24 protein-coding genes are annotated in these 22,669 nt (G+C 50.4%); 12 read left to right on the top strand and 12 right to left on the bottom strand.

The genetic code is table 11. The annotated features are described in order from the left end of the window. Positions 1 to 693: 693 nt before the first annotated feature. The 3 genes from EL633_RS24875 to EL633_RS24865 all read right to left on the bottom strand — a co-directional run bounded on the left by EL633_RS24875 (position 694) and on the right by EL633_RS24865 (position 5,116). On the bottom strand, positions 694 to 1,671 hold the full coding sequence (locus tag EL633_RS24875; RefSeq protein ID WP_161982414.1) for a TIGR01777 family oxidoreductase: 978 nt from the start codon (positions 1,669 to 1,671) through the stop codon (positions 694 to 696). Positions 1,672 to 1,938: 267 nt separating this feature from the next. Then, on the bottom strand, positions 1,939 to 2,553 hold the full coding sequence (locus EL633_RS24870) for a TetR/AcrR family transcriptional regulator (protein ID WP_126629979.1): 615 nt from the start codon (positions 2,551 to 2,553) through the stop codon (positions 1,939 to 1,941). Between the two features lie 250 nt (positions 2,554 to 2,803). Then, positions 2,804 to 5,116, bottom strand: coding sequence for a LuxR C-terminal-related transcriptional regulator (locus EL633_RS24865; protein WP_126629978.1), 2,313 nt, complete (start codon positions 5,114 to 5,116; stop codon positions 2,804 to 2,806). A 294-nt stretch (positions 5,117 to 5,410) separates the two neighbouring features. Here EL633_RS24865 and EL633_RS24860 point away from each other — a divergent pair, with 294 nt between their 5' ends. The 4 genes from EL633_RS24860 (at position 5,411) to EL633_RS24845 (ending at position 7,215) form a co-directional block, all read left to right on the top strand. Further along, a complete protein-coding gene (locus EL633_RS24860) occupies positions 5,411 to 5,839 on the top strand; it encodes an OsmC family protein (RefSeq protein ID WP_161982413.1) in 429 nt (142 codons plus the stop codon). 53 nt (positions 5,840 to 5,892) lie between these two features. Then, positions 5,893 to 6,312, top strand: coding sequence for a rhodanese-like domain-containing protein (locus EL633_RS24855; RefSeq protein ID WP_126629976.1), 420 nt, complete (start codon positions 5,893 to 5,895; stop codon positions 6,310 to 6,312). A 115-nt stretch (positions 6,313 to 6,427) separates the two neighbouring features. Continuing rightward, positions 6,428 to 6,784, top strand: coding sequence for a hypothetical protein (locus tag EL633_RS24850; RefSeq protein ID WP_126629975.1), 357 nt, complete (start codon positions 6,428 to 6,430; stop codon positions 6,782 to 6,784). Positions 6,785 to 6,900: 116 nt separating this feature from the next. Continuing rightward, positions 6,901 to 7,215, top strand: a complete 315-nt coding sequence (locus EL633_RS24845) for a hypothetical protein (RefSeq protein ID WP_126629974.1) — start codon at positions 6,901 to 6,903, stop codon at positions 7,213 to 7,215. A 362-nt stretch (positions 7,216 to 7,577) separates the two neighbouring features. On the opposite strand, the gene EL633_RS24840 is transcribed toward EL633_RS24845, so the two are convergent. Continuing rightward, positions 7,578 to 8,228, bottom strand: a complete 651-nt coding sequence (locus tag EL633_RS24840; RefSeq protein WP_126629973.1) for a CVNH domain-containing protein — start codon at positions 8,226 to 8,228, stop codon at positions 7,578 to 7,580. Here EL633_RS24840 and EL633_RS24835 point away from each other — a divergent pair. From EL633_RS24835 to EL633_RS24815, 6 genes are all read left to right on the top strand, one after another. After that, positions 8,189 to 9,031 (top strand): LysR family transcriptional regulator, encoded by an 843-nt coding sequence (locus EL633_RS24835; protein ID WP_126629972.1) that lies wholly within the window; start codon positions 8,189 to 8,191, stop codon positions 9,029 to 9,031. The genes EL633_RS24840 and EL633_RS24835 overlap by 40 nt on opposite strands. A gap of 223 nt (positions 9,032 to 9,254) precedes the next feature. Next, positions 9,255 to 9,851 (top strand): hypothetical protein, encoded by a 597-nt coding sequence (locus tag EL633_RS24830; protein WP_126629971.1) that lies wholly within the window; start codon positions 9,255 to 9,257, stop codon positions 9,849 to 9,851. A gap of 505 nt (positions 9,852 to 10,356) precedes the next feature. Beyond that, positions 10,357 to 10,566, top strand: coding sequence for a hypothetical protein (locus EL633_RS24825; protein WP_126629970.1), 210 nt, complete (start codon positions 10,357 to 10,359; stop codon positions 10,564 to 10,566). 38 nt (positions 10,567 to 10,604) lie between these two features. After that, positions 10,605 to 11,468 carry an alpha/beta fold hydrolase gene (locus tag EL633_RS24820; protein WP_126629969.1) on the top strand — a complete coding sequence of 288 codons (864 nt, stop codon included), beginning with the start codon at positions 10,605 to 10,607 and terminating at the stop codon, positions 11,466 to 11,468. Positions 11,469 to 11,471: 3 nt separating this feature from the next. Continuing rightward, the gene (locus EL633_RS38300; protein WP_371865575.1) at positions 11,472 to 11,651 is read left to right on the top strand and encodes a helix-turn-helix domain-containing protein; all 180 of its coding nucleotides are present in this window, start codon (positions 11,472 to 11,474) and stop codon (positions 11,649 to 11,651) included. A gap of 112 nt (positions 11,652 to 11,763) precedes the next feature. Further along, positions 11,764 to 13,161 (top strand): MFS transporter, encoded by a 1,398-nt coding sequence (locus EL633_RS24815; protein WP_126629968.1) that lies wholly within the window; start codon positions 11,764 to 11,766, stop codon positions 13,159 to 13,161. 28 nt (positions 13,162 to 13,189) lie between these two features. Here EL633_RS24815 and EL633_RS24810 read toward each other — a convergent pair whose 3' ends face one another. Further along, positions 13,190 to 13,753: a GNAT family N-acetyltransferase gene (locus EL633_RS24810; RefSeq protein ID WP_126629967.1), complete on the bottom strand. Its 564-nt coding sequence runs from the start codon at positions 13,751 to 13,753 to the stop codon at positions 13,190 to 13,192. Positions 13,754 to 13,814: 61 nt separating this feature from the next. Then, positions 13,815 to 14,744, bottom strand: coding sequence for a phosphotransferase enzyme family protein (locus EL633_RS24805; protein ID WP_126629966.1), 930 nt, complete (start codon positions 14,742 to 14,744; stop codon positions 13,815 to 13,817). 386 nt (positions 14,745 to 15,130) lie between these two features. Here EL633_RS24805 and EL633_RS24800 point away from each other — a divergent pair, with 386 nt between their 5' ends. After that, positions 15,131 to 16,165 (top strand): phytanoyl-CoA dioxygenase family protein, encoded by a 1,035-nt coding sequence (locus EL633_RS24800; protein WP_126629965.1) that lies wholly within the window; start codon positions 15,131 to 15,133, stop codon positions 16,163 to 16,165. Positions 16,166 to 16,286: 121 nt separating this feature from the next. Here the strand turns inward: EL633_RS24800 and EL633_RS24795 are convergent, their stop codons facing one another. After that, a complete protein-coding gene (locus tag EL633_RS24795; protein WP_126629964.1) occupies positions 16,287 to 17,054 on the bottom strand; it encodes an SDR family NAD(P)-dependent oxidoreductase in 768 nt (255 codons plus the stop codon). A 275-nt stretch (positions 17,055 to 17,329) separates the two neighbouring features. Further along, a complete protein-coding gene (locus tag EL633_RS24790; RefSeq protein WP_126629963.1) occupies positions 17,330 to 18,340 on the bottom strand; it encodes an LLM class flavin-dependent oxidoreductase in 1,011 nt (336 codons plus the stop codon). Positions 18,341 to 18,551: 211 nt separating this feature from the next. Here EL633_RS24790 and EL633_RS24785 point away from each other — a divergent pair, with 211 nt between their 5' ends. Beyond that, a complete protein-coding gene (locus tag EL633_RS24785; protein ID WP_126629962.1) occupies positions 18,552 to 19,418 on the top strand; it encodes a helix-turn-helix transcriptional regulator in 867 nt (288 codons plus the stop codon). Positions 19,419 to 19,572: 154 nt separating this feature from the next. On the opposite strand, the gene EL633_RS24780 is transcribed toward EL633_RS24785, so the two are convergent. The 4 genes from EL633_RS24780 to EL633_RS24765 all read right to left on the bottom strand — a co-directional run bounded on the left by EL633_RS24780 (position 19,573) and on the right by EL633_RS24765 (position 22,510). Beyond that, positions 19,573 to 20,049, bottom strand: a complete 477-nt coding sequence (locus EL633_RS24780; RefSeq protein WP_126629961.1) for a hypothetical protein — start codon at positions 20,047 to 20,049, stop codon at positions 19,573 to 19,575. Positions 20,050 to 20,305: 256 nt separating this feature from the next. Continuing rightward, a complete protein-coding gene (locus EL633_RS24775) occupies positions 20,306 to 20,716 on the bottom strand; it encodes a nuclear transport factor 2 family protein (protein WP_218027572.1) in 411 nt (136 codons plus the stop codon). Positions 20,717 to 20,721: 5 nt separating this feature from the next. Beyond that, positions 20,722 to 21,963, bottom strand: a complete 1,242-nt coding sequence (locus tag EL633_RS24770) for an RNA-guided endonuclease InsQ/TnpB family protein (protein ID WP_126629960.1) — start codon at positions 21,961 to 21,963, stop codon at positions 20,722 to 20,724. After that, positions 21,935 to 22,510: an IS607 family transposase gene (locus EL633_RS24765; RefSeq protein WP_246039334.1), complete on the bottom strand. Its 576-nt coding sequence runs from the start codon at positions 22,508 to 22,510 to the stop codon at positions 21,935 to 21,937. Before EL633_RS24765 ends, EL633_RS24770 begins: the two co-directional genes overlap by 29 nt. Between the last annotated feature and the right edge of the window lie 159 nt (positions 22,511 to 22,669).

Raw genomic sequence — 22,669 nt, 5'->3', positions numbered from 1 at the left:
CACTACAACTCGAAGCGTGTTTCAATACTCCTCTGAATGAACATATGCCAGGGGTCAGGGTTGCCAGGTGATGGGTGATGGTTGAAGCACATGGTCTTACTCTCTTTAGAGGGTGAAACCAAACACCTGTATATTCTCGAACCCCTTTTCAGGTGACACGACCATTGAAGAGTACACAATGGTTGTAAGGGAATGTGTTGCAGTACTATATTCATCTCCTTAAAGAATCCCAACACGTTTCGTATGCTCAGCATAGTCCCGAACCCCTTTTCACATAAGGTGAAAATTACTTACTATCGTGAGGGGAAGCATACTGCATAGGTGAAGTTGGAATAGTCAAAAATGACTAAAAGCAGAGGTCTCGTCAGGATTTGGAGAGAGGCGTGAGTTTGATCGATCAGTGACAAATGGGAGAGCAATGAGGAAATGAAGCGGGCAATTCTCTCTCTCTTCGGAGAAAAACTTCCGCTTCATTGTAGAGATTGAGCTTCACCTCGATCAGTGCTTGCTCGTGCATAGCCTGGACTGGAAACGTTCTAGTAATCATTTCCAGTCCAAGCTATGCGTACACAATTGACCATTCTGGGAAAGAGTGCCTCAGAGAGGAAGCGGTTTTTTCAGACGTATGAGAGAACATTTCTCTGTTTCACACTGATTTCCCAGGTTTTACCTAAAAATTGTCGAACATGCATGCTATTTACGACTTGCCTCTTGCAGCAGTTGTGCTATGGGGATGGGATGTGGTCCCAGCAGGTCGGAGAGAGTCTCCGAGAGCGTGGGAAAGCGAAACTGAAATCCGGTGGAGAGAGCCACTTGTGGCACCATGCGATGACTATCGAGAAAGAGGGCTGCCCGTTCTCCCCACACCATCTGCATCATTCCCCTGGACATGGGAAAGAGCCTGGGGCGATGAAGGGTGTGCGCGAACGTTTCGGCGAACTCGCGACTGGTCACAGGATTGGGACTGGCGCTAATAAATGGCCCTGTAATGGTTTCCTGATCCAGGGCGTGGAGGATCAAGCGAACTGCATCATTGATATGAATCCAGGAGAACCATTGTCCCCCAGGACCAAGCGTGCCGCCAAAGCCGCTACGATACACGGGGAGCAGGGCAGCTAACGTTCCTCCCTCTCGTCCCAGTACCAGGCTCTGACGCAGCAGCACCAGCCGGGCGCCTGTTTCGCGTACGTGCTGCGCTTCGGCTTCCCACACCTGGGTCAACTCTGTAAGGAAGCCTCCAGTCCCAGGGGCCGCCTGCTCATCGACCTGCCGATCTCCCGTATCGCCCGTATACTCGACGGCCGTGGAAGAAATGAAGGTGCGTCCTTCTCCCCCGATCTTGCGGATACCCTCTACGAGCGAGCGGGTCGCAAGCAGCCGTGTTTGGGTGAGCTCCTGCTTGCGTTCCGGACTCCAGGGTTTGGCAAAGATGGGATTGCCCACCAGATTGATCACTGCGTCGGCCCCATCGACTGGAGCTACCGGATCACTGGCCTGCCATCTCCGTAGCTCTACAGCAGACGTGAAGTGCTGTGCCGAAGGCTGGCGCACCAGCGCAATGACCCGATTCCCCGAAGCGTGTAGTGCCTCCACCAGATGGTGCCCAAGCATGCCGTTCGCGCCTGCGATAGCTACCGTGCGAGATTCATCAACTCTTGGTCGTGTTGTCATCGTCTCTTCCTTCCAAATTCTCCGTGTGTGAAATGCATGATTATTGATAGTGTGTAACGGTATGGCAAAACTGGCAGCATCCCATTCATTCCTAGAAAGATGATGCCAATAGGTATGAAAGATGCTAACTGGAACGTACTGGACCTGAAACCCCAGGCGTTTCTCTGTTTGTTGATTACCGTATGTACCATTGTTACGTTTGCTTCTTTTAATACTAACCTTAGGATATTTATTGACCATTGGTAAATAATGCGCAAAAAAAAGTTGTTACTGAAACGCTGTGTGCCAGGCTGCCGCGAAGCGCTCGCTAGTGGAAACAACCAGTTCCGTTCCTCGTTGCGTATCGCCAGCCAATCGGCCAGCCATAGAAAGCGAGACGAGACCATGCAGCGCAGCCCAGAACATATCAACTTCACGATTCACATCGATATGCGAAAGGTCGGCAGACTGTTCAAGAACGCGTACGACAGCCTCGCGTAGCTGGGCAAAAGACTCTCGCGCCTCAATTGGCGTCTGATCCGTCCCGAAGGGAACGCCATCCAGACCATTCATCACCTGATACAACTCAGGGTGTGTGTGCGCGAAGTTCCAGTATGCCAGGGCGACGCCCTGTAACACCTCTTCTGGCGCACCAGGAACACGTTGTGCCCTTCTTAACTCCTCTTGCAAAAGCGCGAAACCCTCGATCAAAAGCGCAAAAAGAAGCGCTTTTTTATTGTCGAAGTAGGCATAGATAGCTGCGTGGCTGTATTCAATGCGCTCTGCGACCTTGCGGACGGTGACAGCCTGCCATCCTTCCTGACTCGCTATCTCGCGTGCAGCCAGCAAAATGTGCTGGCGTAACTCTGCCCGTTCACGTTCACGTCTCTGTTTCGTTGCCACATTTTTACCTTTGTTTATTTATTTACCAATGGTTAAAATTAGTATACAAGATAAAAGCACCCCTGTCAAGGCTTTTTACCGGGGGCTGTTGCTACGTTGAGCAACTTGTAACTGGCAAGGGAGTGTAACGCCTTCTCGGCCCATGCCTTGCAACACTCCTGATGAGGAGTTCCAGGGGTAGATTCGTTGCTGCTCCTTCCTGTTTCGTTGAGGCCTATCTTTTATGGCAATTGCCTGAAATTGGGACATCTCATTCATTGAGCGCCAGGGCCACCGCTTGTTCCAGGGCTAGCTTACGGCCCTGGTCCCAGAGGGTCTGGAAGGTTGTCTTATCAAGTTGGGCATGTAGAGCGGTGATTATGCCATCAATCTCCAGTTTGTCATTGAGCTGGTGGAAAGCCCCAAACCGCTCCAAAGCACGTTCCGAAGCGCCAAGGAAACGTACTGCGTGCTGTGCCTGACCCAACGTACCAATTGCCCCTGCGAGTGCTGTCAGAGCCTTTGCCATTTCCAGTCTATTGTGCATGGTGCGTGCGAGCTCTAGCCCCTGGCGTCCCAAATCTCTGGCACGCTCAGCATCGTCTTCATGGAGAGCAATAAAGCTAAGGTTCTGGTATATATAGACAATCCGGCGTGTTTCTCCCGTCTGCTTCAATACTGCCAGGCACTCCTCATATGCGCCCCGGGCGCGATCATCATCACCACTATGACGGGCTATTTCTCCAATGATATTGAGCGCTTGAGCAATCCCTGGTTGATGCTTTAATGCGCGGAAGAGCGCCAGACTTTCTTCAACGAGAGGCAGTGCGGCTTGAGGTTCTGCTACCATCGTGTAGCCCAGAAAAGCAAGAGCCCAGGCTACCTGTTGCCTATTTCCCAGGTCACGGGCACAAGCAAGCATGCGCAGAAACAGCTGCTTTCCAGCATCGAGGTCACGCAAAAAGGCCATGTGTCCGGCACTGAGCAGGAACCAGGGATGATACACTAACGGCACGGCATCAAGTCGCGCCAAGAACCGCTGCGTCCATTGGTATCCTTCAACATGGTACCCATTGCCATACCAGAACAGACACAAGGCAGCCGCTAAGCGTACCCCTGACACCACATCCCCGCTGCCGAATGAACCTTCCAGGACCGCACGCATATTGTCCAGATCCACTTCGAACCGTCTGGCCCAATGATCGTACCCCCCCAACCGCAACTGCGGCTCGGCGCGCTCTGCCAACTCGACAAAATATTTGGCATGTCTGCGCCGCACTGTTGCCTCTTCACTGCTGGCGTTGAGCCGCTCGCGTGCGTACTCATGGATCATTTCCAGCATCAGAAAACGCGGCTCAGCACTCGGCCCCTCCTTTTGCTGCACGAGATTTTTATCGACCAGGGATGCTAGCCCGTCGAATACATCTAGCGACAGGCCCTCACTGCACACGTGCTCAATGGCTTCCAGTGTGCATCCTCCGCGAAAGATGGCCATCCTGGCCAGTAACCGTTTCTCATCTTCAACCAGCAAGTTATAGCTCCATTCAATGGAGTCGCGCAGCGTGCGCTGGCGGGGTGGCATATCCCGCGACGTGCCTGCCAGTAGACGTAAAGGTGTGTTTTCCCCCCTCCCTGCCAACCATTGTAGCAACGCCTGTGGGCTCAAGAGCTTGCTGCGAGCCGCGGCCAACTCAATCGCAAGGGGCAGTCCATGCAGTCGGGTACATATGTGTCCAATAAGCGGGGCAGTCGTCTCACTCACCTCAAAGTGAGGCAGTGTCATCTGTGCACGCCGAACAAAGAGTACCCCTGCTTCGGACGCCAGAAGGTCTTGAACAGAGACCGCCTCAGGGTCAGGCAATGAGAGCGGTGGAACCGGATATTCTTGTTCTTCAGCGAGATGCAATGGTTCCCGGCTCGTGACAAGAACCCTTAAGCGTGAAGGAGTTGCCAGCAACGCGGAGAGCAGTGGTGCCTCCGTGATGACATGCTCAAAGTTGTCAATCAGCAGCAGGAGCTCTCGTTGTGTCAGCTCTCGTTTCAACGTGTCTTTCAGCGGCTCTGAAGGATTTTCACGTATGCTGAGCGCTTCGGCGATCGTCTTTGCTACCAGGGTGTGATCCGAGAGGGGCGCCAGGTCAACGAAGCAGACACCATCTGCGAATAGCCCGGCAACCTCTGCCGCCATCTGTAATGCCAGCCGCGTTTTGCCAATTCCACCAGTGCCGGTCAGCGTCAGCAAACGTGATGTGCCCAGCAGTTGCTTCACTTCAGTAATTTCGCGGCTGCGCCCTATAAAGAGGAGGGTCTGTGCGGGAAGGTGGTACCTGGCTAATGGCAGCGACGATAGAGGTCCATCACTCACGCTTTCCGACAAAACGAGGTCTTTCACGCGTGCGATAGCTTGAGTCCGGCTTTTGACTCCCAGCTTGCTGTAAATCTGACGATTGTACCATTTGATTGTATTCAAGCTCAAGAAAAGTGCGTCCGCAATGTGCTGATCAGACAAACCAGCTGACATGCGCTGCAAAATCTCTTTTTCGCGTTCGTTCAGGAGCCCCGGTGACGTCGCCTTATTTTTCATGTGCCCATTCCCAAATAATGAGGAGCCTTATGCATGCAATGTCTTGACTACGGCTAGTCTACCCCATCCTGTGAGACATGTCTATAGCTTTTTCCATTCGTATCTCCATTCGAAAGAATGGAGATATTCACGCGCATTTTCAGTATGCTTAGAAAGAGGAAAGTGAGAGCAAGGCATCTGCAGAACGACTGAGGAGCATCCAGAGAGCAGATGACAACTGTTGCCGCAGAGACGCCGCCGAAAAAGCAATGTACCCCACCAGGTACAAGGTTTAGCAGAAGAGGAGGAGGATATATGATGGGACAAACTGCTGTCCATATCCGAACTATTGACCATGCCAGTCTTGCCGTAGGCTGGTCCGGACATCGCACGCTTACCATTGACCGCCAGACGCAGGCAGGAGGGATGGGATTGGGGTTTAGTGGAGGTGAGTTACTCTTGCTGGCCATTGGTGGATGCTATTGCAACGATCTTTTCCGTGAGGCGGTAAAACGTGGCATGGTGATTCAAAGCGTCCAGGTGGACGTGGAAGCTGAGTGGGGTGGCACACCGATTCGCGCGCAATACGTCACCCTTACTCCCCATATTGAAGCAGAGGCAGATGAAGCAGCGATCCTTGACTTGATTACCTCCACAGATCGTATGGCGGAGATCCCTAACTCATTGAGGCTGGGGACGCCGGTACAACTCCGAGATCCTCAAGCCATAACAGTGTACAAGTGAACTCAACCAGGAAATCACGCTCCTTGTCATACCAGGAAGAAAGGAAAATAATCATGACAACACAGGACAGCGTACCCGGGAAAGGTGCAAGCCAGATTGTTGCTGACGCCCGCACAACCACACCAGAAATCACCGTTGGACAGGCCAGGAAGGAGTTGGATCAGGGACATGTGAGTCTGCTGCTTGATGTCAGGGAACCTGCTGAATGGGAGAAGGCCCATATTCCAGGGGCCGTACTCGCTCCACGAGGCATGCTAGAGTGGTATGCAGACCCAACCACACCCTATGCCAAACCAGAAATCACGACGAAGCGGGATGCGTACATCATTGTCGCGTGTGCCTCTGGTGGGCGCTCGATGCTAGCAGCTCAGACACTCCAGTCAATGGGCTACACCCATGTGGTCAGTATGGCTGGTGGCTTCAATGAATGGAGCAAGCAAGGATTCCCAATTGAAGGGATACAGGAGAGATGAAATAGGTATCCTGCCAATAGAGATATTGGTGGACACAGTTGTAAGACGAAGGTGGAAGCCTCCATTTTGGAGAGCTTCTGCCTTGTACCGGGCTCCTCTTATTTGTGAGATGTTTTTGCACTACCATGATTCTGCACCAAAATGGATAGTCAATAGTGAAGATCATCTGACCGCCGTGATCGTACGACCCTCATCGCAGGGAATGCAGGTAGGAAAAAGCATTCAGGTACGTGTCGACGATCGAGCGGCGATTGGTCCATGGGTCTCGACCCTGGCTGCCCAACTTGGGTCTCCGCTGGTCGATTCCTTTGGTGCCCCGCTCGCCTATCGGTTGCGTTCGGTCTCTGGAGAGCAGACGTTGCCTCTCACCGGCCGTTTTGCGGATGTACGCTTTCCTTCTGGAAGCGCCTTTCTGCTTGAGCCAGTGCAGCCGGAGGCGTTGCTCTGCATTGCGTCTTTTTTGGCATATTAAAGGATGAGTGTGTTCAAGAAACGTTCTATGTATCGCGTGAATGAGAAAGATCAGCATTTTTTAACTATATATAAATGTATTATAATTGAATTCGTCGTCATTCGACACTAGGATATATGAGTTCGCTCCAGGCCCAGGCTGTTCAATTCCAGGAGCAAATGCCCTCGATCAATTCTTACTATGCTATTTCGGCGTTGAGTGAAGGCCTTGGCAAAACTGCCAGGCATATCAATCATGCCGAGGGCATGGGGAGAAAACAGGAGAAATATGGCGAGCTTGATTACACACTATTTGCACAGACGCTTACATCCCTTCTCTATCCCGTTGCGGCTATTACCCGTTCCTATCACCTGGAAGACGATGTGCAGCATGCCTTTCATCACAGTTATCAGCGTATGACAGAACTTGGTTTTATTTCTTCGTCAATGTAGGTGACAAGGCTTGTGGAACCTTTTGACTCCACAAGCCTTTGATGAGTTGAAAACACCATTATTCAACATCTGTCTGGAGACAGGGACGAATAAGAATGGCCGCCGACGTTGATAAGAGATGTCTATGCAGGCAAAAACATGTAAATAATAAGATCGCCCAAGTTCATGCGGTTTCTCCTCTGAATGTTGTTTAGCTTTTTCTGAGAATACCGCATGAACTTTTACTCAGGCAAGGAAACTTGCACATGGCGTTAACTGGTTACGAACCCATTCATCTTCTGGGCAGGCCACCACCAAGCAGACGCGGCTGGCGCATAAGATGAGTGGCGAGTGACCAAAGCGCAAACGAGCAGGCTGCGCCCTTACTGCCAGACAAGGTGTCCATTGACATTTGCAACGTGTAAGTTTAGATTTACTGTATTGTAATCCCACCAGATCTGATTGCTTTCCAGGCAATGAGCATTCAGATTGCCGTTGTTCGTTCCTGAAAGATAAACATCATCACAACTGCTTCCAAACCCCGATCCTCCTGCCGTCAGCGTTCCATCGACGTTGCCATAGTGGGCATCGATATTAAGGGTGCTGTAGACGAGGCTTCCATGATATGGGCGGCAATCAGCAGTCAGAGAATTGCCAGAGAGAGCTACGCTGTAACAGCTCTGCTGAAAACCACCGGTGGCAGGGATCTGTGCCTGAGAGGAGGCGGCGAACACCTGCGTGGCTGGAACTAGCAACAGCCCGAACAGGAGAAGCCCTCCGAGTGTACACATGAGTGATCGGTTCTGGAAAAATCGTTTCATGAACTTGTCCTTTCCTACTTCCATACCTGGAATGTAAACGCTCGTTGACCAGCGTGCAGCTGGATTGGCATTTGCCGGATGTTCAAAGTGGACCAGCTCATACCCATCGATCCCGGTGAGGTAGCGGACCGTGGCTGGTAAAATACTTTCGTGTCGTTGCGCGGGTGCAGCATATGACCAGGGCCGCGCAGGAACTTTATATTGCTCAACCATCGTTCAGTCAGACGATTGGACGTTTGGAAGAGGAATTGGGTGTTCCTCTCTTTGATCGTCAGGGAAGGCAGATACGGATCAACCAGTTTGGGAAAGCGTTCCTTGAGCATGTCGAGCATATTTTTGCGGAACTTGAAGACGGACAACGCAAAGTGCGAGATATGGCCGGGCTTGACCAGGGGCAAGTATCCTTGATGGTTACTGCACTGCGCTTGATGCCTGATATCCTGAATAAATTTCTTGCCCTTCATCCCGCTGTAAGCTTCCATCTTTCTCACGGTTCGATGTTACAGATGCAACACCAACTTGAACATGGAAACATTGACCTATGTATCTCCGCGCTTCCCATTGTAACTGCGGGAATTTACTGGCAACCGTTGCTGACCGAAGAAATTTTTCTGGTTGTGCCACCAGGACATCGGCTTGCCGGGCGTGGAATCGTTTTCCTGCTTGATGTCGCTGAGGAGGTGTTTGTCAGTGTGCCTGTGGGTGATGGTCTACGAGACCTGATGGACAGTTTGTGCAGGCAAGCGGGCTTTACGCCGCGTGTTCTATATGAGGGGAATGAGCCTGCTGCTATCTATGATCTTGTCGAGGCGGGTCTTGGTCTTGCATTTGCTCCGACCATTGCATGGACACAGGCGGGGGAATCAGGAGAGACATGGCTCCACATTACCAATCCCTGCTGCCATCGTACGCTTGGACTGGCGTGGCACGAAGAACGTTACTTATCAAAGGCAGCGCGCTCGTTCCGCCAGTTTATCATTGCCTACTTTGAGCAGAAGGTCGCTGGCGCAGGATGATGAGGATCGGATGAATGTGTCCATTTGTTTGGATACTCGTGGGAACTCTACAGAAGGCATTTATATTGTTACAGGAAGATATCGTCACGCCTTTATTTGCTGCTGGCTAGTTGGCTGATCCGTTGTCTTTTGCTTTTTATATTACCATTTAATGCTGGCCATACAGGAAATAAATTTCCTATACTATAATCGCCAATAAGATGAAGCAGAGAGGGAAGGAACCATGCGTCGTCTATTGATACTGGTAGCTTTTATAAATGTTGTTGTGTTAGGTTCTGGCGTCATCCTCTATGGTTTGACACATTCAGGCCAACGCGAACCAACCAAAACCGTGCTCCTGGTTGGTTTTTTCTTGATCTTTCTGATGCTTATTCCCCTATGTATTTATATGATCCGACAAATGATAGCGCAAGACAAACAACTGCGTAGATATGGCATTGCGAATATATCTACATGGCAGTTGCTCAGAATGAAATGCGATGGAACTAAACCTTACCAACGAGAAGCGAAGCTGCAGCTTATTCTATTCATAGGCTGTGCCTTCGTAGTGCTGTCTTTGCCAATAATAAGCCTGAGTTTATCCGCTATTATGCCGTATCCTGATGGTTCTGATATAGGGAAAAGTGATCAACAGCTACAAGTTGAATGGCATCAATTGCAGACATACAAGGATACATTGTCTCAAACCGAACATTTTCTAGATGCTGTCTGTTGGCTTGGTGCTCCTATCTGTGTCCTTACCTATGCATTGCTGAGCAAGGACCTTACGACATTGAAAACTGGAAAACTGACCAAAAAAGTGAAGAGAAGGAGTAATTGATGCTTAAGAATATTATTCTTGACACAAAACCAAAGGAATACTGAATTATTCCCGCTGTTCTCTCTGATATTGTTAGTATCGTTGAACAACTGATGATGCGCTATAGGTAATCACTGTATTTGCAGACCTAGCAACGTTTCTCTGTATAGACCATGGCGCCCTTTCTCTCAATCTGCGGAGAAACATCCAGCCAACGAAGATCGTTTTCGTCGCATTGATGATGAAGATAATACATGACTATATTTTACCTGCCGAATAAGGGCTGGAAGAACTAAAGGGGCTATAGATAGTCCATAGCTACTGTATTTGAGCAAAAGGGAGCATGTGTATTTTGTAATGTAAGAATATTTTTGGAGAAAAAAATGGAATATAATCGTAGTTATCTGACATTCCTTGAAGATCCTTAGGAGAAAGTAGAAAAAAGCTATGGAGTTGTTTTCGCTGTCTTGATACGTGTAAAATATAATTTGGGATGTAATAAGGCACTCGTTCAAAGGAGCTACTTATGAAATTAGAAATTGGGTACGGCCTTGAGACATATGGAACTGTTGAGAGCACAGGTAATGGCTTCAGCTATGCTGGTGAAAATCCTGATGCCTTGCGAAATTTAATTGAAAGTATGCAAGAATTGCAGAGTGCTCCTAAAGATCCAGAGGATTTTTTATTGTTTGTCAAGCAGCGTTTAATATCTCGTACCTGGGCTAAAGCTGTCTAGCATCCAGGGTAAGTATCGAGAAAGGTCTGAGCAGCTTCATGCAGAGAAGTGAAATCGTGGGCGTTCTTGACGGGTCGCTCTGGACGACCCGTCAGGGGAATGGACCGGCGTTAGTGTGTTGTCATGGTGGCCCCGGCCTGTGGGACTACCTTGCGCCAGTAGCGGAGATGATCGATGATCTCATGACAGTCTATCGGTATGATCAACGCGCTTGTGGCCGATCTACCGGAGAACCTCCCTACGACGTGGCCACGGCCGTTGCCGATCTTGAAGCCTTACGTGACCATTGGGATCTCCCGCAATGGATCGTCTTGGGACATTCCTGGGGAGCCACGTTAGCGCTTGCATATAGTCTCGCAAATCCCTCCCGCGTCCGTGCGTTGATCTATCTCTGTGGTACAGGTATTGATATGTCATGGAAGGAAGAATATCACCGCAATCAAGATGCGCTGCTCACGCCTTCCGAGCACCGTCAACTTGCCGACCTACGTGCCCAACTCTCTGTAGCGCAAGGAGCCGAGTTTGATGCAGTTGAACGAGCGTATTGTGAACTGTCCTGGTCAACTGATATTGCAGACCGCTCACGTGCAAGAGAATTAGCCCGGCAGCTTTTTGTCGATGGCCTACACATCAATTTCCATGTCAACCGGGTTCTTGGGAAAGATGGGGATCGCTTTACTCAGCAACCGACCATGATTGGGCAGCTTGCCACCTTGCGTATACCGACGCTAGTCATTCATGGTGCACTCGACCCACGTCCTGCCAGAGTAAGCCAGCATTTTGCGAAGCTGGTACCCTCTGCCAGCTATCTTGAGCTTCCTCACGTTGGGCATCTGCCATGGATAGAACGGCCGGATCTCTTGAGAGGAGCCCTCCGGCCATTTCTGACACGGCTCTTTTGAGCCGTGAAAAAGAGGAAAAGGGATATTTACTCATTGAAACGCTCAAACAACGGGGGGGGTGAGATTCGGCGAGCCGTTCCGTTGCTTGCAGATCAGCTGCATATGTCCCGTGCTTCTATCTATCACTATCTCAAGGGGATCTCATCCCCGCAGGCAGATGAAGACCAGCAAAATGACAGGTGAGCCTGCGTATGCAGACCAGAAGACAGAACACACTGGAGCGCGTCAACAGCTTAATGCCTCACCGCTATCGAGAGGGCACAAGAGCACGACAACAATGAGGGAGAAGATAGAGATGCAAACCCTTTCACATACGCAGTCAACCTCTCGTCAGCCATTGCTCGTCCCGACCCTGTTCTTTCTGGGACTTGTCTCTACGGCGGTTGGGAGCCTGGGTGCCCCACTGTTGCCGACCATTGTAAACGTCGATCATGTTTCGCTCGCAGATTCTCAATGGGCACTTACCATTTCTCTGTTGGTTGGCGCGGTAGCAACGCCGGTCATGGGGCGCTTTGGCGATGGGCGGCGACGCAGAGTGGTCATCATCGCAGGAATATTTCTTGTCCTGCTTGGGTGTGTATGCTCAGCGCTTCCCGCAGGCTTTAGCCTTTTGCTAGTCGGTAGAGGGCTGCAAGGTGTGGGATTGGGGCTCGTCCCACTCGCTATTGCTACTGCTCGTGACGCACTTCCAAAAGAAGCATCGGGATCAGCGATTGCCCTGCTGGGAGTGACAACTGCTGCGGGCATCGGCGTGGGCTATCCCGTGGCCGGGGTCATTACGCAGTATCTGGGCCTCAGTGCAGCTTTTTGGTTTGGCACCATTGTCTGTGGCCTCGCACTCGTGTCAGCTGTGCTTGTCCTGCCTGCTGGTCCAGAACGTTCCACCCGCAAAGTGGACATTCCTGGAGCCATTCTGCTCGGTGCTGCCGTGACCGGGCTCCTCCTTGTCTTGAGCGAAGGGCTAGGCTGGGGATGGACATCCATCCGCCTCCTTGCTGTTACGATAGGGTCGTTGGCGCTACTGATTGGATGGGTCATGCTCGAACTGCGTACGCCCTATCCACTTGTGGACCTGAGGCAGCTTCGCCATCAGTCGGTACTGGCTGCCAACGCAACGATGCTGCTTGTCGGTCTGGGGATCTATCCGTTGCTTTCCTTTGCTGTCCGGTTTGTCCAGACGCCTCCGAAAGCTGGCTACGGCTTCGGTGCCTCCGTGGTCGTTGCCGGGCTGATGCTGGTTCCTTTCTCGCTTGCTAGTTTTGTGGCAAGCAAGGTCGCGCTCCCGGTGGCCCGCCGCACCTCTCCAGAATTCGTCGTCGTTCTCAGCTGCGTCGTATTGCTCATCGCCATGGGAAGCTTTCTCATCGCGCGTGACACCCTCTGGGAAATTCTGCTGACAATGGGGATTGCTGGCTTCGGGGTGGGGTGCATCTTTGCTTCAAACCCACTGCAGATTGTGCGTGGTGTCACCGCTCAGGAGACAGGTAGCGCGATGAGCTTCTACCAGGTTCTTCGGTCGATCGGCTTTTCCGCAGGAAGCGCGTTAAGTGCAACAGTTCTGACTGCTTTTACCCCTGCCGGACAGGTATTGCCCACTGCTGAGGGATATAGCGTCGCCGCCCTCGTCAATATTGGTATCCTGCTGGTCGCGCTCGCACTGAGCATCGCACTTGCCCGGGTAGGAGAAAATTGATGAATTGCCCGGGCTTCCTGGGGACACTTTAGTTGTCCCCTGCTTTAGGATTGAGAAGCGCAAATATCCGTTCATCAACAAACTGATGGTCGACATATTGACGATCGCGAAGGCGTCCCTCTTCCTGAAAGCCGAGCTTTTCAAGCAAGCGTGCGGAAGCGAGATTGGGATACGCAACCTGAGCTTCAATACGATGCAAGTGGATGTGTTCGAAGCCGAACTGAATAATCGCCGTCAGGGCCTCGGTCATGATCCCTTTCTTCCAGGAGTGTTTTGAGAGAATATAGCTCAGAACTGCATAGTGGTTATCGGTATCCCATGAATATCCACAGGTGCCGATGATCTTATTCTCTCCCTTCAATACGATGCCCCAGCGTAGCGCTTCCTGTTCAGCAAAGCGCCTTCGATGACGTTCAATACTCTTTTCCGCTTGTTCGAGCCGTGTCATCGGCGCTGGATCGTAGTAGCGCATATTTTCTTCATCGGACAGAAAGAGGAAGGCATCCTGCGCATCCGTCGCTGCGAGTTGCCGTAAGATCAAACGTTCTGTATCTAAGACTGGAAAGGTGTCCAGCTGGATATGTAAGCCCATAATGATTATATTCTCCGCAAGTGTATTTTTCTATCGAAATATATGGATGGTATATAGTATCTTAAAACAGCTGTATTGGAATAGTGCGCAGGCGTTCAAAGGCACAGAGAAGCCGCGCCGCATACTCAGGTTCGCCTGGCAGTCCTTGAGCTATTGCCATTTCATGGTCACGCAATTCCTTGCGTAGTCGCCAACGGATAAAGGGAATGAAGTGTACATATTCTTCACGTGGACAGGGTCCTCCGGCTTCTCGGTAACTTTGAACAAACGCTTTGACGCGATCAGGATGCCAGTTGTCCCCCGTCAAGACCTTGCAGAATTCCCAACTTGACCAGGCGACCTCTTGCATCAGGAAGTCGCAATGAAGGGTATCCCAATCGAGCAATGCAATGAGACGCTCGCCCTGTGCCAGCAGGTTGCGTCGGTAATAATCGCCGTGGATGAGACCTTTGGTCAACGAAGGAGATATCTGCAAAAGGGTCTCGTTCCACCTGTCCAGTTCATAATCAACGAGTGCCTGGGAGTCTGAGTGAGTTGGAAGAGGTGGGGGACCAATCAGGAGATCGCGCTCAAAAGGGAGCGTATCAGGAGTATTACGGAGCAGAGCTAGATGGAGACGTGCGAGAAATGTCGCGGCTTGATGACGGAGCATGGGGTTTTCCCGATCAAATTGCGTTCCGGCTATATAAGGAAAGAGAGCAACGGACTGATTTTCATAGTAGAAAAGGGTCCTTCCATCCCGCGCTTGAAGAGGGATAACGACCTGAGGGATGGTCTTATGGAGTCCATACATGATCTGATGTATCCATGTGAGCCGTTCGGGGGAACGCCATGCAGGACTGAGCCTTATTATGATTGGACCCCGTTGCGTGAGAGCCTGCCAGATGACGCTCTCATCTCCATGCTCGATCCGACGAGGGTGCTTGAGGACGAGCCCATAGCGTTGGACAATAGTCGCCTGAAGATCGTCTGGCATGGATACTTCTGACATCTGTTCTCATTTCTTTTTTGTAGCGCCTTATGTTTTCTGCCACAAGTATACCCAATACCTGCGAAAGATACCAGTTCTTGTCGTATTCTTTGGTTCTTACCTCCTCCTCCGCATGAGATCGCTATAATGCTCGAACCATACCCTCTCTTGAAAGGGAAAAATAGCATGGCAACGAGGATAGGCGTGTCACAAGGAGCTGCACTTTTTCTAAGGAAATAAGCAGAGAGTTTCTCCTTTTATGATGATTTGAGACAACTAGAGGTTCATCTCAGTTATCGCCATCTTCTCTTTTTGACTGTATTCTAGCAATAGAACGTGTTGTAACACTTGTTCAGGAACAGGCATACAAATCGCGTCAAAAATTATGCAGGCAAAGGAGTATTACTATGACTACCACCAGTCATCCTCTCCAGGCACAAAAAAACTATGAGCCTTATTTAGTCAAAGTACAGGAGTATGTGACCTTTCATGAGCAGGGCTTTTTGATTGTCAGGGGTCTGGTTCCTCAGGATGATGTGCAGGAGATGAATGCACATATGGATGAGATTCTGTCAGGAAAAGCGCACTTTCCTGGTGTCAATCCTCCACCGCAAGAGTGGGACTCGGATAAAAAGGTCGCGTACTATCTGCGGGTGCATATGCTGCATCGGGTCCTGCCAATTCATGAGCGTTTTCTTCTTCATCCACGCATTCTCGATGTGTTGGAGGCCCTGATTGGTCCTGACGTACTGGCCCTGCAATCAATGCTCTTCTTCAAGCAACCAGGACAGCCAGGACAGGGCTATCATCAGGATTCTTACTATATTCCAACCTTTCCTGATACCCTGTGCGGGGCCTGGCTGGCCCTTGATACAGTTGATGAGGAGAATGGGTGTCTCTGGATGACGGTGGGTTCCCAAAACGAACCGGTCTATCCTGACAAAGATGGCGTTAGTGATAATGGTCAGGAGAACCTGAGCGATCTACAGCCAATCTATAACGCCAGCAATACTGATGAGAGGGCCAATGGCCTGACTCCAGTGGCCCGCAAATATGCTGGTCGCGAGGTTAAAGCAGAGGTCGAGCCTGGCGATGTGGTCTTCTTTGGTGGCCATATCTTACACCGTTCACATCGCAACACATCACAGACGCGCTCACGCCGTTCATTTGTGGGACACTACTGTAATGCACGTTCCTGGGTTCCCTGGAATAGCGGTGGATCCTACGAAGGACCTTCAGGCAACTATCTACACATCCTGGCTCGCGGTGAGACCCACCTGCCCTATGCCCAGCCCAAATTTGGTACCCCCTGCGCCGCCAATCAACTACCGGCTCCAAAGGCCAGACGCGTCAAAGAGAAACCTATGATGTCGATGATGGGCGACGATGATGGCTTGATGATCCTCGCTCCTCATGGTAATCCAGAGGATGATCACGACTAGATGGAGCCCCACGCTCTGTGTGATAAACGCCGCTTATCACACAGAGCGTGGGATATTCTTAGAATATCCCGATGTACATCTACAGGCCTCACATACATAAAGTTGTGCACGCTCCAGGCCGCTAATGGGTGCCACCATCAATATGAAAGGTTTGTCCAGTAATCCAGCTCGCCTGATCGGAGAGCAAAAAGGTGACGAGGTTGGCAATATCTTGTGGCTTACCGTAGTGCCCCAGTGCGACCATGGCTCTCGTCTGCTCTTCCTCGGAGATGGGCAGGTTAGGATTCAGGTATTGCTTCCCATAGGATGAGGCCATATCGGTCTGTACTCCACCCGGCGCAATAGCATTAATCGTGATGCCACGCGGACCCAGTTCAAGTGAGAGGTTCTTGACCATGACCTCGACCGCCCCTTTGCTGGCTGAATAGAGGGCGTGCTTCATAAATGGCTTGGTGGCGCTCACTGACGAGCTACATACAATATGCCCTCCCTCTTTCATATGCTTTACCGCATACTTCACCGCAAAATATTGTCCACGCGTATTCACCGCAAAAACACGATCAAAGTCCTCCTGGCGTACCTCTTCCAGTGATCCGAAGTACTCAATGCCCGCGTTGCTTGCGAGTAGATCAAGCTTGCCATAATGCTGTACTACTTTTTCCATCATGTGCTCAATTTGTTGTACGTCACCAGAATCGGCCTGGATAGCGATAGCGTCGACCCCCGTTCCCTGTTTTATTGCCTTGACCGTCTCTTCCGCCTTTTCGGGATGTGATGTATAGCTAATGGCTACAGATGCACCTTCCTGCGCTAATTGCAGCGCAATTCCCTGTCCTATTCCGCGACTGGCTCCTGTGACGATGGCAACTTTCCCCTCAAGCTTTGGCATAGTCTGACCCTTTCACTCTTCTCGTGGTTCATAGGAAGGAAACAGTTTTTGACGTTTCTCCTCATCACTTATCACGCTTTCCTGCCTTTTTTGTTGACTCGACGGTATGGAGTCTGACTCACAGCCAGGAGCACGGCAGGGAGAATAGCGTGTTTGCCATCGTGTTTACGACAGTATCAGCAGGGAATATGAGGGAAAAACCTGATACATGGAAGCAAAAAGCTCAAGGCACAAGGACTCAGCGTTTCTTGCTTCCATGTATCTAGTAGTGGAGTTTACTTCTTGAAGGAGCTGATCAAATGGAGCAACTGTTCCCGTTCACTCGCTTCGTCAACAATGGGCACCAGATGCAGCATCAGTTCATCCAGACCGCTCGTCAAAAGCTCCTCTAGACGATGACGCATCGTTGTTTCATTACCTCTTACCACTAACGTTCGGGCCAATGTATCTATCTCTTCCTGATCGCCGTCCACCACTTTGGGAAAGCCTGCTTTCGAGAACATATGGGCGTAAGGGCCGAAGCGTGCTGCCATTTGTACTCCCTGGCGTGCTTTTGCCTGGACTTTTGACTCATCTGTACATAGCGCAACTCGCACATGTGCAATAAGTGGCGGAGTAGGACGACCACTCGCCTCAGCTCCAGTGCGGAGCGCGGGGAGTGCCGTTGAGAGTAGATAAGGAAGTGGGCACATCCAGGAAATCGCTCCATCAGCTATCTCTCCTGCCAGTTGGAAGGCCCTGGGGCCAACCGCTGAGGTGAGTAGAGGGACCGAAGCCCTGCGCAGAGTAGTTGGTCCATAAGCATTTCGAGAGGTATGCTCCACATTGAAAAAGAGCCCATGATAGGAAATCTCTCCCTGCCCTAAAACTCCGCGCAGGATCGAGAGGTATTCTTTGAGATAGGGAAGCGGTGCCGTCTGCGAAAGGCCGTACCAGTCCTTGATGAGCATAGGGTTACCTGGGCCAATCCCTAGCCGCAAACGTCCAGGGGCAAAATCAGACACCGCAAGTGCCTGCTGTGCCATCACCAAGGGATGGCGTGGATAGGTGGGAACGATTGCCGTCCCAAGTTTGATTCGCTGGGTGTGCGTAGCAACCACTGCAAAGAGTGTCAAGAGGTCAGCGTTCCCTGCACCCTGCGCCCAGACTTGTTGAACGCCTGCCTGCTCCGCCTCTTGTATCCTGGTGAGAGCTTCCATGCTATCGGTCGCCTCAATAAACATTCCAATGCGATCAGCTATGGGACGCGCAGTAGCAGTGATTGTATGATGATCTTTCTGTTGCATCCTATGTTCTCTCCTTTTCTATGTGAGAATGCTTGCCTTTTTTTGTCCATTTCATTCGACGAGAGCGCCACTGTGGCGGCTGGACTTTCCCATCTGTCTGGGTTATTATGGAGCAACATTACTGCACAAACCAGGAGTGTGTTGTATCATAGGTGTAGAAAGTAACCGTTTTAGACATTATCAATGAGATCATTGAGGAACAGGTGACAATATGGCGGAAAACGTGCTGCGCCGAGCAGGATTGGCTGATTTTTTGCGCACTCGTCGCGCTCGCCTGCGTCCAGAACAGTTTGGATTTCCGACGAAACCTTCGCGACATACACCCGGACTCAGACGAGAAGAACTGGCCCAGTTGGTTGGCGTCGGCGTTTCCTGGTACACCTGGCTTGAACAAGGTCGCAATATTCAGGTCTCCAGTCAAGTTCTCGAACGCCTTGCGGACATCTTGCAATTGGATGAGGAGGAACGCTACCATTTGTTTACCCTGGCACGAGGCCCAAAGCCGCTGTTAGAGACAAGAGAGCATGAGATCCAAAGCTCTGCACACCAGGCAATTCTCAATGCATTGGGCAGCTGTCCGGCATATCTGGTTGATCGACGTTTGAATGTAGTCGCGTGGAATGAAAGTGCCTGCCGAGTCATAGGTGACTTTAAGAATCGCTCAGAACGAGCACGCAATGTGGTCTGGTTTACCTTTATGCTCCCTTCCTCACGAAAACGTTTCGTACATTGGGAACGTACGGCACGCAGTTGCATCGCGCATTTCCGTGCGCTGAGTGACTGGTATCCCAATGATAGATGGGTGGCGGAACTGATTGCCGATTTGCAGCAGTCCAGTCCAGAGTTTCGCGCCTGGTGGCCTCAGCACGATATCCTCTTACGGTGCAGCGGTTCTGGCGAAATCAATCACCCACTTGTTGGTTCCCTGGTGCTTCAACAAACTAGCCTTGTGGTTCCCGAGCGACCTGACTGGCGCATGGTAGTGCATACACCCCAACTGAAAGCAGATACAGCGGCCAAACTAGAAGCGGTAATGAGGGGGGATGCCCATCTCCACTGGCAAGATGAGACAATATAGTCATGCATCTTTAAGTAGGTATTGCCTTTCGTATACACGTTTCAGACTCAGCTTTGTCCGAGCGGTAGCCTGCTCTCAGGGGACCACGTCTACAACGTGTGGGCTGCCGCTCGGATGATGCTGAGAAACCTGCCATCCTTGAAGGACAGGCGTGTTACTTGTTGATGAGCGTAAAAATTTGTTCCGGCGTTAAAGATGCATCAATAAATGGAACTCCACGGTTTCTGGCATCTGTTTCTAGCCATTGACCCCAGCGAACCTCGTTCATCGCATTTTTTCGGGACGAATGCGTCAGCCGTTCTTTTTGAAGATTGGCTTCAACCTTGAGAAAGTACACTTTTTCGAACAGATCAAACATCGCTGTGACATTGCCTGATCCTCCAAAGAGATACACGTCAGGATATTGAGCTAAAAACGCTTTCAAAAACGTTCTGCTCCAAAGGAAAGAATAGTGTTTCGCAAACACCTCTTCCGCATTTTTAGGCGTAGCCACTTTCTTTCCATCTCGATCGTACCAGGAAGATAAACCTTCTATCTCATCAGCGTCAAAAGCGTTGATACCCAACGTTTTGAGTGCGGATGAGACATAGGTTTTCCCGACTCCCGCAGGACCAAAAATCAAAACTTTCATGCTACTACTATACACTCTTGAAGTGAAACACGTCCATGTTGGCATCTATTATTGCTCAATACATGTTTGCAATGGTGGCTACCCCTTGCCTGAAATATTGTTGGACGGGTAAAACAAGCAGGGAGTCATAGCACTTGGCAGAAAGACTTTATATCGTACATGCTTTTACCAAAAAGGATGCACGTTTTCTCATGATAAGATTAATTCAACTTGATTGTTACCCCCATGCCGATCTGCTTAAGAGCAGATCGACTTTTTAGGAAGAAGTATCCTGAATGTCGAAACGAACTACCTTGCCATCTTGAAAATGGAAGACATGTCCGACCATTTTATCTCGTAGCTCGTGTGCCTGGTTTTGAAGAGGCCTCCCCTCAAGATCGCGTATTGATTGTTGAACCTCTACAACAATTGAGCCATCTGCAGCCGTGTTGAATTGTACTGGCTCGACATGCGGACTGATAATAGACCATTGACGCGTCCAATATTCTCTGACAGCTTCATGGCCATGAACGTAGCCACCATCCATACCATTCGCCCAGGTGATATCATCTGAGAGCGCGACAAGCACTCCATCGATATCTCGTGCGTTGAAGCGACCATAAATGTGCTTGAGGATCTCAATATTGTTAGCTATGGATTTTCTGCTTTCTAAATTGTGGTAAAACATGTGTATCACAATCTTTGTTCCTGCATCAAAATCGGACAGGAAGCCTCCATGACTTCTCCGCTGTTTTGATCTCTTTGCAGCACACCGCACGGATCCGAGGAGTCCGTGTGTGGCCCTAGCCGGGCAAGGAACCTTGTCAAGATATTTATCGCGCTGTTTTCATCACGATCCATGACAAGTCCACATTCCACGCAACAGTAGGTCCGTTTCCACAGTGGCATTGGCTTGAGTGTATGGCACTGGGAACACATTTTTGACGTGTCGCGCTCATCTAGTATCTGAAGCTCTTTCCCAAACAATTGGCATTTATAGGTCAGCATTTCGAGAAACGTGAACAGCCCCCAATCATTATAGACCATCCGATTGAGCCGCTTGTTCTTTTGCTGATGCTCTTTCATCACCATTTGACGTTGCGAAAGATCTCCCACCACAACAGTACTTTCAACCAGTTTGTGGCTGATCAGATGCGATGCCTTATGCAGGCTATCTCGCTGTTTCTGACGCTTCTTTGCTGAAACACGCTTATGAACATGAGACAAGTATGTATAGCGTCTTGATTTCTTGGTGCACTTGTCCCGTTTGGAGCGAATACGGTCAAGTTGCTTGTTGTACCAGCGGGAACCTTTGAAGCCCCCAATGGTATAAATGCGTCCGTGCTCATTGATGCCGGTGGCCAGGATTTTGATTCCCAGATCGAAGGCAATGACACCCGTATCTTCAGAGGAGGCTTCCTGGTGTTCTGAGACAAACGACGCGTAATAGTATCCTCGGGCATCGCGACTGATTGCCACTTCTTGAAAAGCCATCGGCGGTTCTTCGGTCAGGCTGGCGAGAATATTTGGGAAACGTTTGTGCTTCCCTTTGCCTCCCGTGGGCAATTCCATAGTACCATCGTTGACCTTGAGATACATCGCGGGATAACAGAGCGTAAAAAAATCATGGCGAGGCCGAACCCTGGGAAATCCAGGTGTCTCTCCTGCTTTGGCACGCGTAAAAAAGGCCTTCATCGCCTTGTCCAGACGAAAATAGACCTCTTGTAGGAGCTTGCCATAGACAGAACAAAGCTCAGGGTCATACCGTTTGCTTTCTTGCAACGATTTTTTGGCTTCATAGAGGTTCCATCGGACTCCATTCCGTTGCTGCATCACCAGCCAGTTATAAAGCCCTCGGCATTTTCCCTGCATAAATTCCAGCGTGGCGGCATCCTGATCGGAGACCTCAATGCGGATCTTGGTGCAAAGCAGCATCTTTGATCCCCCGTTTATAAGAGCGCAATCCGTGAAGACGGGCACTAAAAACCGTTGTGATCGTGATCAAATCCTGCACCATTTCGTGCTCAGGTGAGAGTGTGTCATCGTTGAGGACAATAATGTCACAATTGTGTCGTGCGCAAAAGGCTTCAAAGTAGCTATAGCCAAAACGGACGAAGCGGTCTCGATGGGCAATGACCAGGCGTCGGACGTATCCGAGTTCAACCATTTCCATGAGACGATTAAAGCCTTTCCGCTTGTAATTGAGGCCACTCCCAATATCTTGGATCCACTCATCGATGGGGATGGAATGGGTCTGACAATAGACCTCAAGAGCTTTCACCTGGTTTTTAAGATCAGGTTTTTGTGCCACGCCCGAGACACGCGCATATCCGATCGTCTTTCCCTGTTCAACCGCTTTGAGCCCTCGGTATTCAAGGTATTGATCATGTGTGTAATAGCGGCGATTCGTGGTAGGAGTGCGGTGGGCAATCAATTTGCCTTGCCGATCCCATTTCTGTAAGGTATTGGTGGTTCTGCCAATGAGTTAGCCAAATGCTTTTGGCGAATATGTGTTTTGCATCCACACATTTTACCCTGTTTTCCTATGTTTGTAAACACTGTTGCGTATCTCCTTTCGGTAGAGGTAGAAGGCGTACTGTCCCTACCCATTTAGACCATTAAGGGACAGACTGTCACTTTC

The sequence above is a fragment of the Dictyobacter alpinus genome (assembly GCF_003967575.1).
GTDB lineage: Bacteria > Chloroflexota > Ktedonobacteria > Ktedonobacterales > Ktedonobacteraceae > Dictyobacter > Dictyobacter alpinus.
Note: the sequence above shows the minus strand (reverse complement) of the source record. Positions and strands in the feature narration are given on the sequence as shown.

Excerpts from the sequence above, each read along its gene's own strand:
- EL633_RS24825 (WP_126629970.1), top strand. The coding sequence starts at position 10,357 with ATGAAATTAGAAATTGGGTACGGCCTTGAGACATATGGAACTGTTGAG.
- EL633_RS24775 (WP_218027572.1), bottom strand. The coding sequence starts at position 20,716 with ATGTTTTACCACAATTTAGAAAGCAGAAAATCCATAGCTAACAATATT.
- EL633_RS24780 (WP_126629961.1), bottom strand. The coding sequence starts at position 20,049 with ATGAAAGTTTTGATTTTTGGTCCTGCGGGAGTCGGGAAAACCTATGTC.
- EL633_RS24770 (WP_126629960.1), bottom strand. The coding sequence starts at position 21,963 with ATGCTGCTTTGCACCAAGATCCGCATTGAGGTCTCCGATCAGGATGCC.
- EL633_RS24875 (WP_161982414.1), bottom strand. The coding sequence starts at position 1,671 with ATGACAACACGACCAAGAGTTGATGAATCTCGCACGGTAGCTATCGCA.
- EL633_RS24815 (WP_126629968.1), top strand. The coding sequence starts at position 11,764 with ATGCAAACCCTTTCACATACGCAGTCAACCTCTCGTCAGCCATTGCTC.
- EL633_RS24785 (WP_126629962.1), top strand. The coding sequence starts at position 18,552 with ATGGCGGAAAACGTGCTGCGCCGAGCAGGATTGGCTGATTTTTTGCGC.
- EL633_RS24820 (WP_126629969.1), top strand. The coding sequence starts at position 10,605 with ATGCAGAGAAGTGAAATCGTGGGCGTTCTTGACGGGTCGCTCTGGACG.
- EL633_RS24865 (WP_126629978.1), bottom strand. The coding sequence starts at position 5,116 with ATGAAAAATAAGGCGACGTCACCGGGGCTCCTGAACGAACGCGAAAAA.
- EL633_RS24790 (WP_126629963.1), bottom strand. The coding sequence starts at position 18,340 with ATGCAACAGAAAGATCATCATACAATCACTGCTACTGCGCGTCCCATA.
- EL633_RS24855 (WP_126629976.1), top strand. The coding sequence starts at position 5,893 with ATGACAACACAGGACAGCGTACCCGGGAAAGGTGCAAGCCAGATTGTT.
- EL633_RS24810 (WP_126629967.1), bottom strand. The coding sequence starts at position 13,753 with ATGGGCTTACATATCCAGCTGGACACCTTTCCAGTCTTAGATACAGAA.
- EL633_RS24795 (WP_126629964.1), bottom strand. The coding sequence starts at position 17,054 with ATGCCAAAGCTTGAGGGGAAAGTTGCCATCGTCACAGGAGCCAGTCGC.
- EL633_RS24835 (WP_126629972.1), top strand. The coding sequence starts at position 8,189 with ATGACCAGGGCCGCGCAGGAACTTTATATTGCTCAACCATCGTTCAGT.
- EL633_RS24860 (WP_161982413.1), top strand. The coding sequence starts at position 5,411 with ATGATGGGACAAACTGCTGTCCATATCCGAACTATTGACCATGCCAGT.
- EL633_RS24800 (WP_126629965.1), top strand. The coding sequence starts at position 15,131 with ATGACTACCACCAGTCATCCTCTCCAGGCACAAAAAAACTATGAGCCT.
- EL633_RS24805 (WP_126629966.1), bottom strand. The coding sequence starts at position 14,744 with ATGTCAGAAGTATCCATGCCAGACGATCTTCAGGCGACTATTGTCCAA.
- EL633_RS24840 (WP_126629973.1), bottom strand. The coding sequence starts at position 8,228 with ATGGTTGAGCAATATAAAGTTCCTGCGCGGCCCTGGTCATATGCTGCA.
- EL633_RS24830 (WP_126629971.1), top strand. The coding sequence starts at position 9,255 with ATGCGTCGTCTATTGATACTGGTAGCTTTTATAAATGTTGTTGTGTTA.
- EL633_RS24845 (WP_126629974.1), top strand. The coding sequence starts at position 6,901 with ATGAGTTCGCTCCAGGCCCAGGCTGTTCAATTCCAGGAGCAAATGCCC.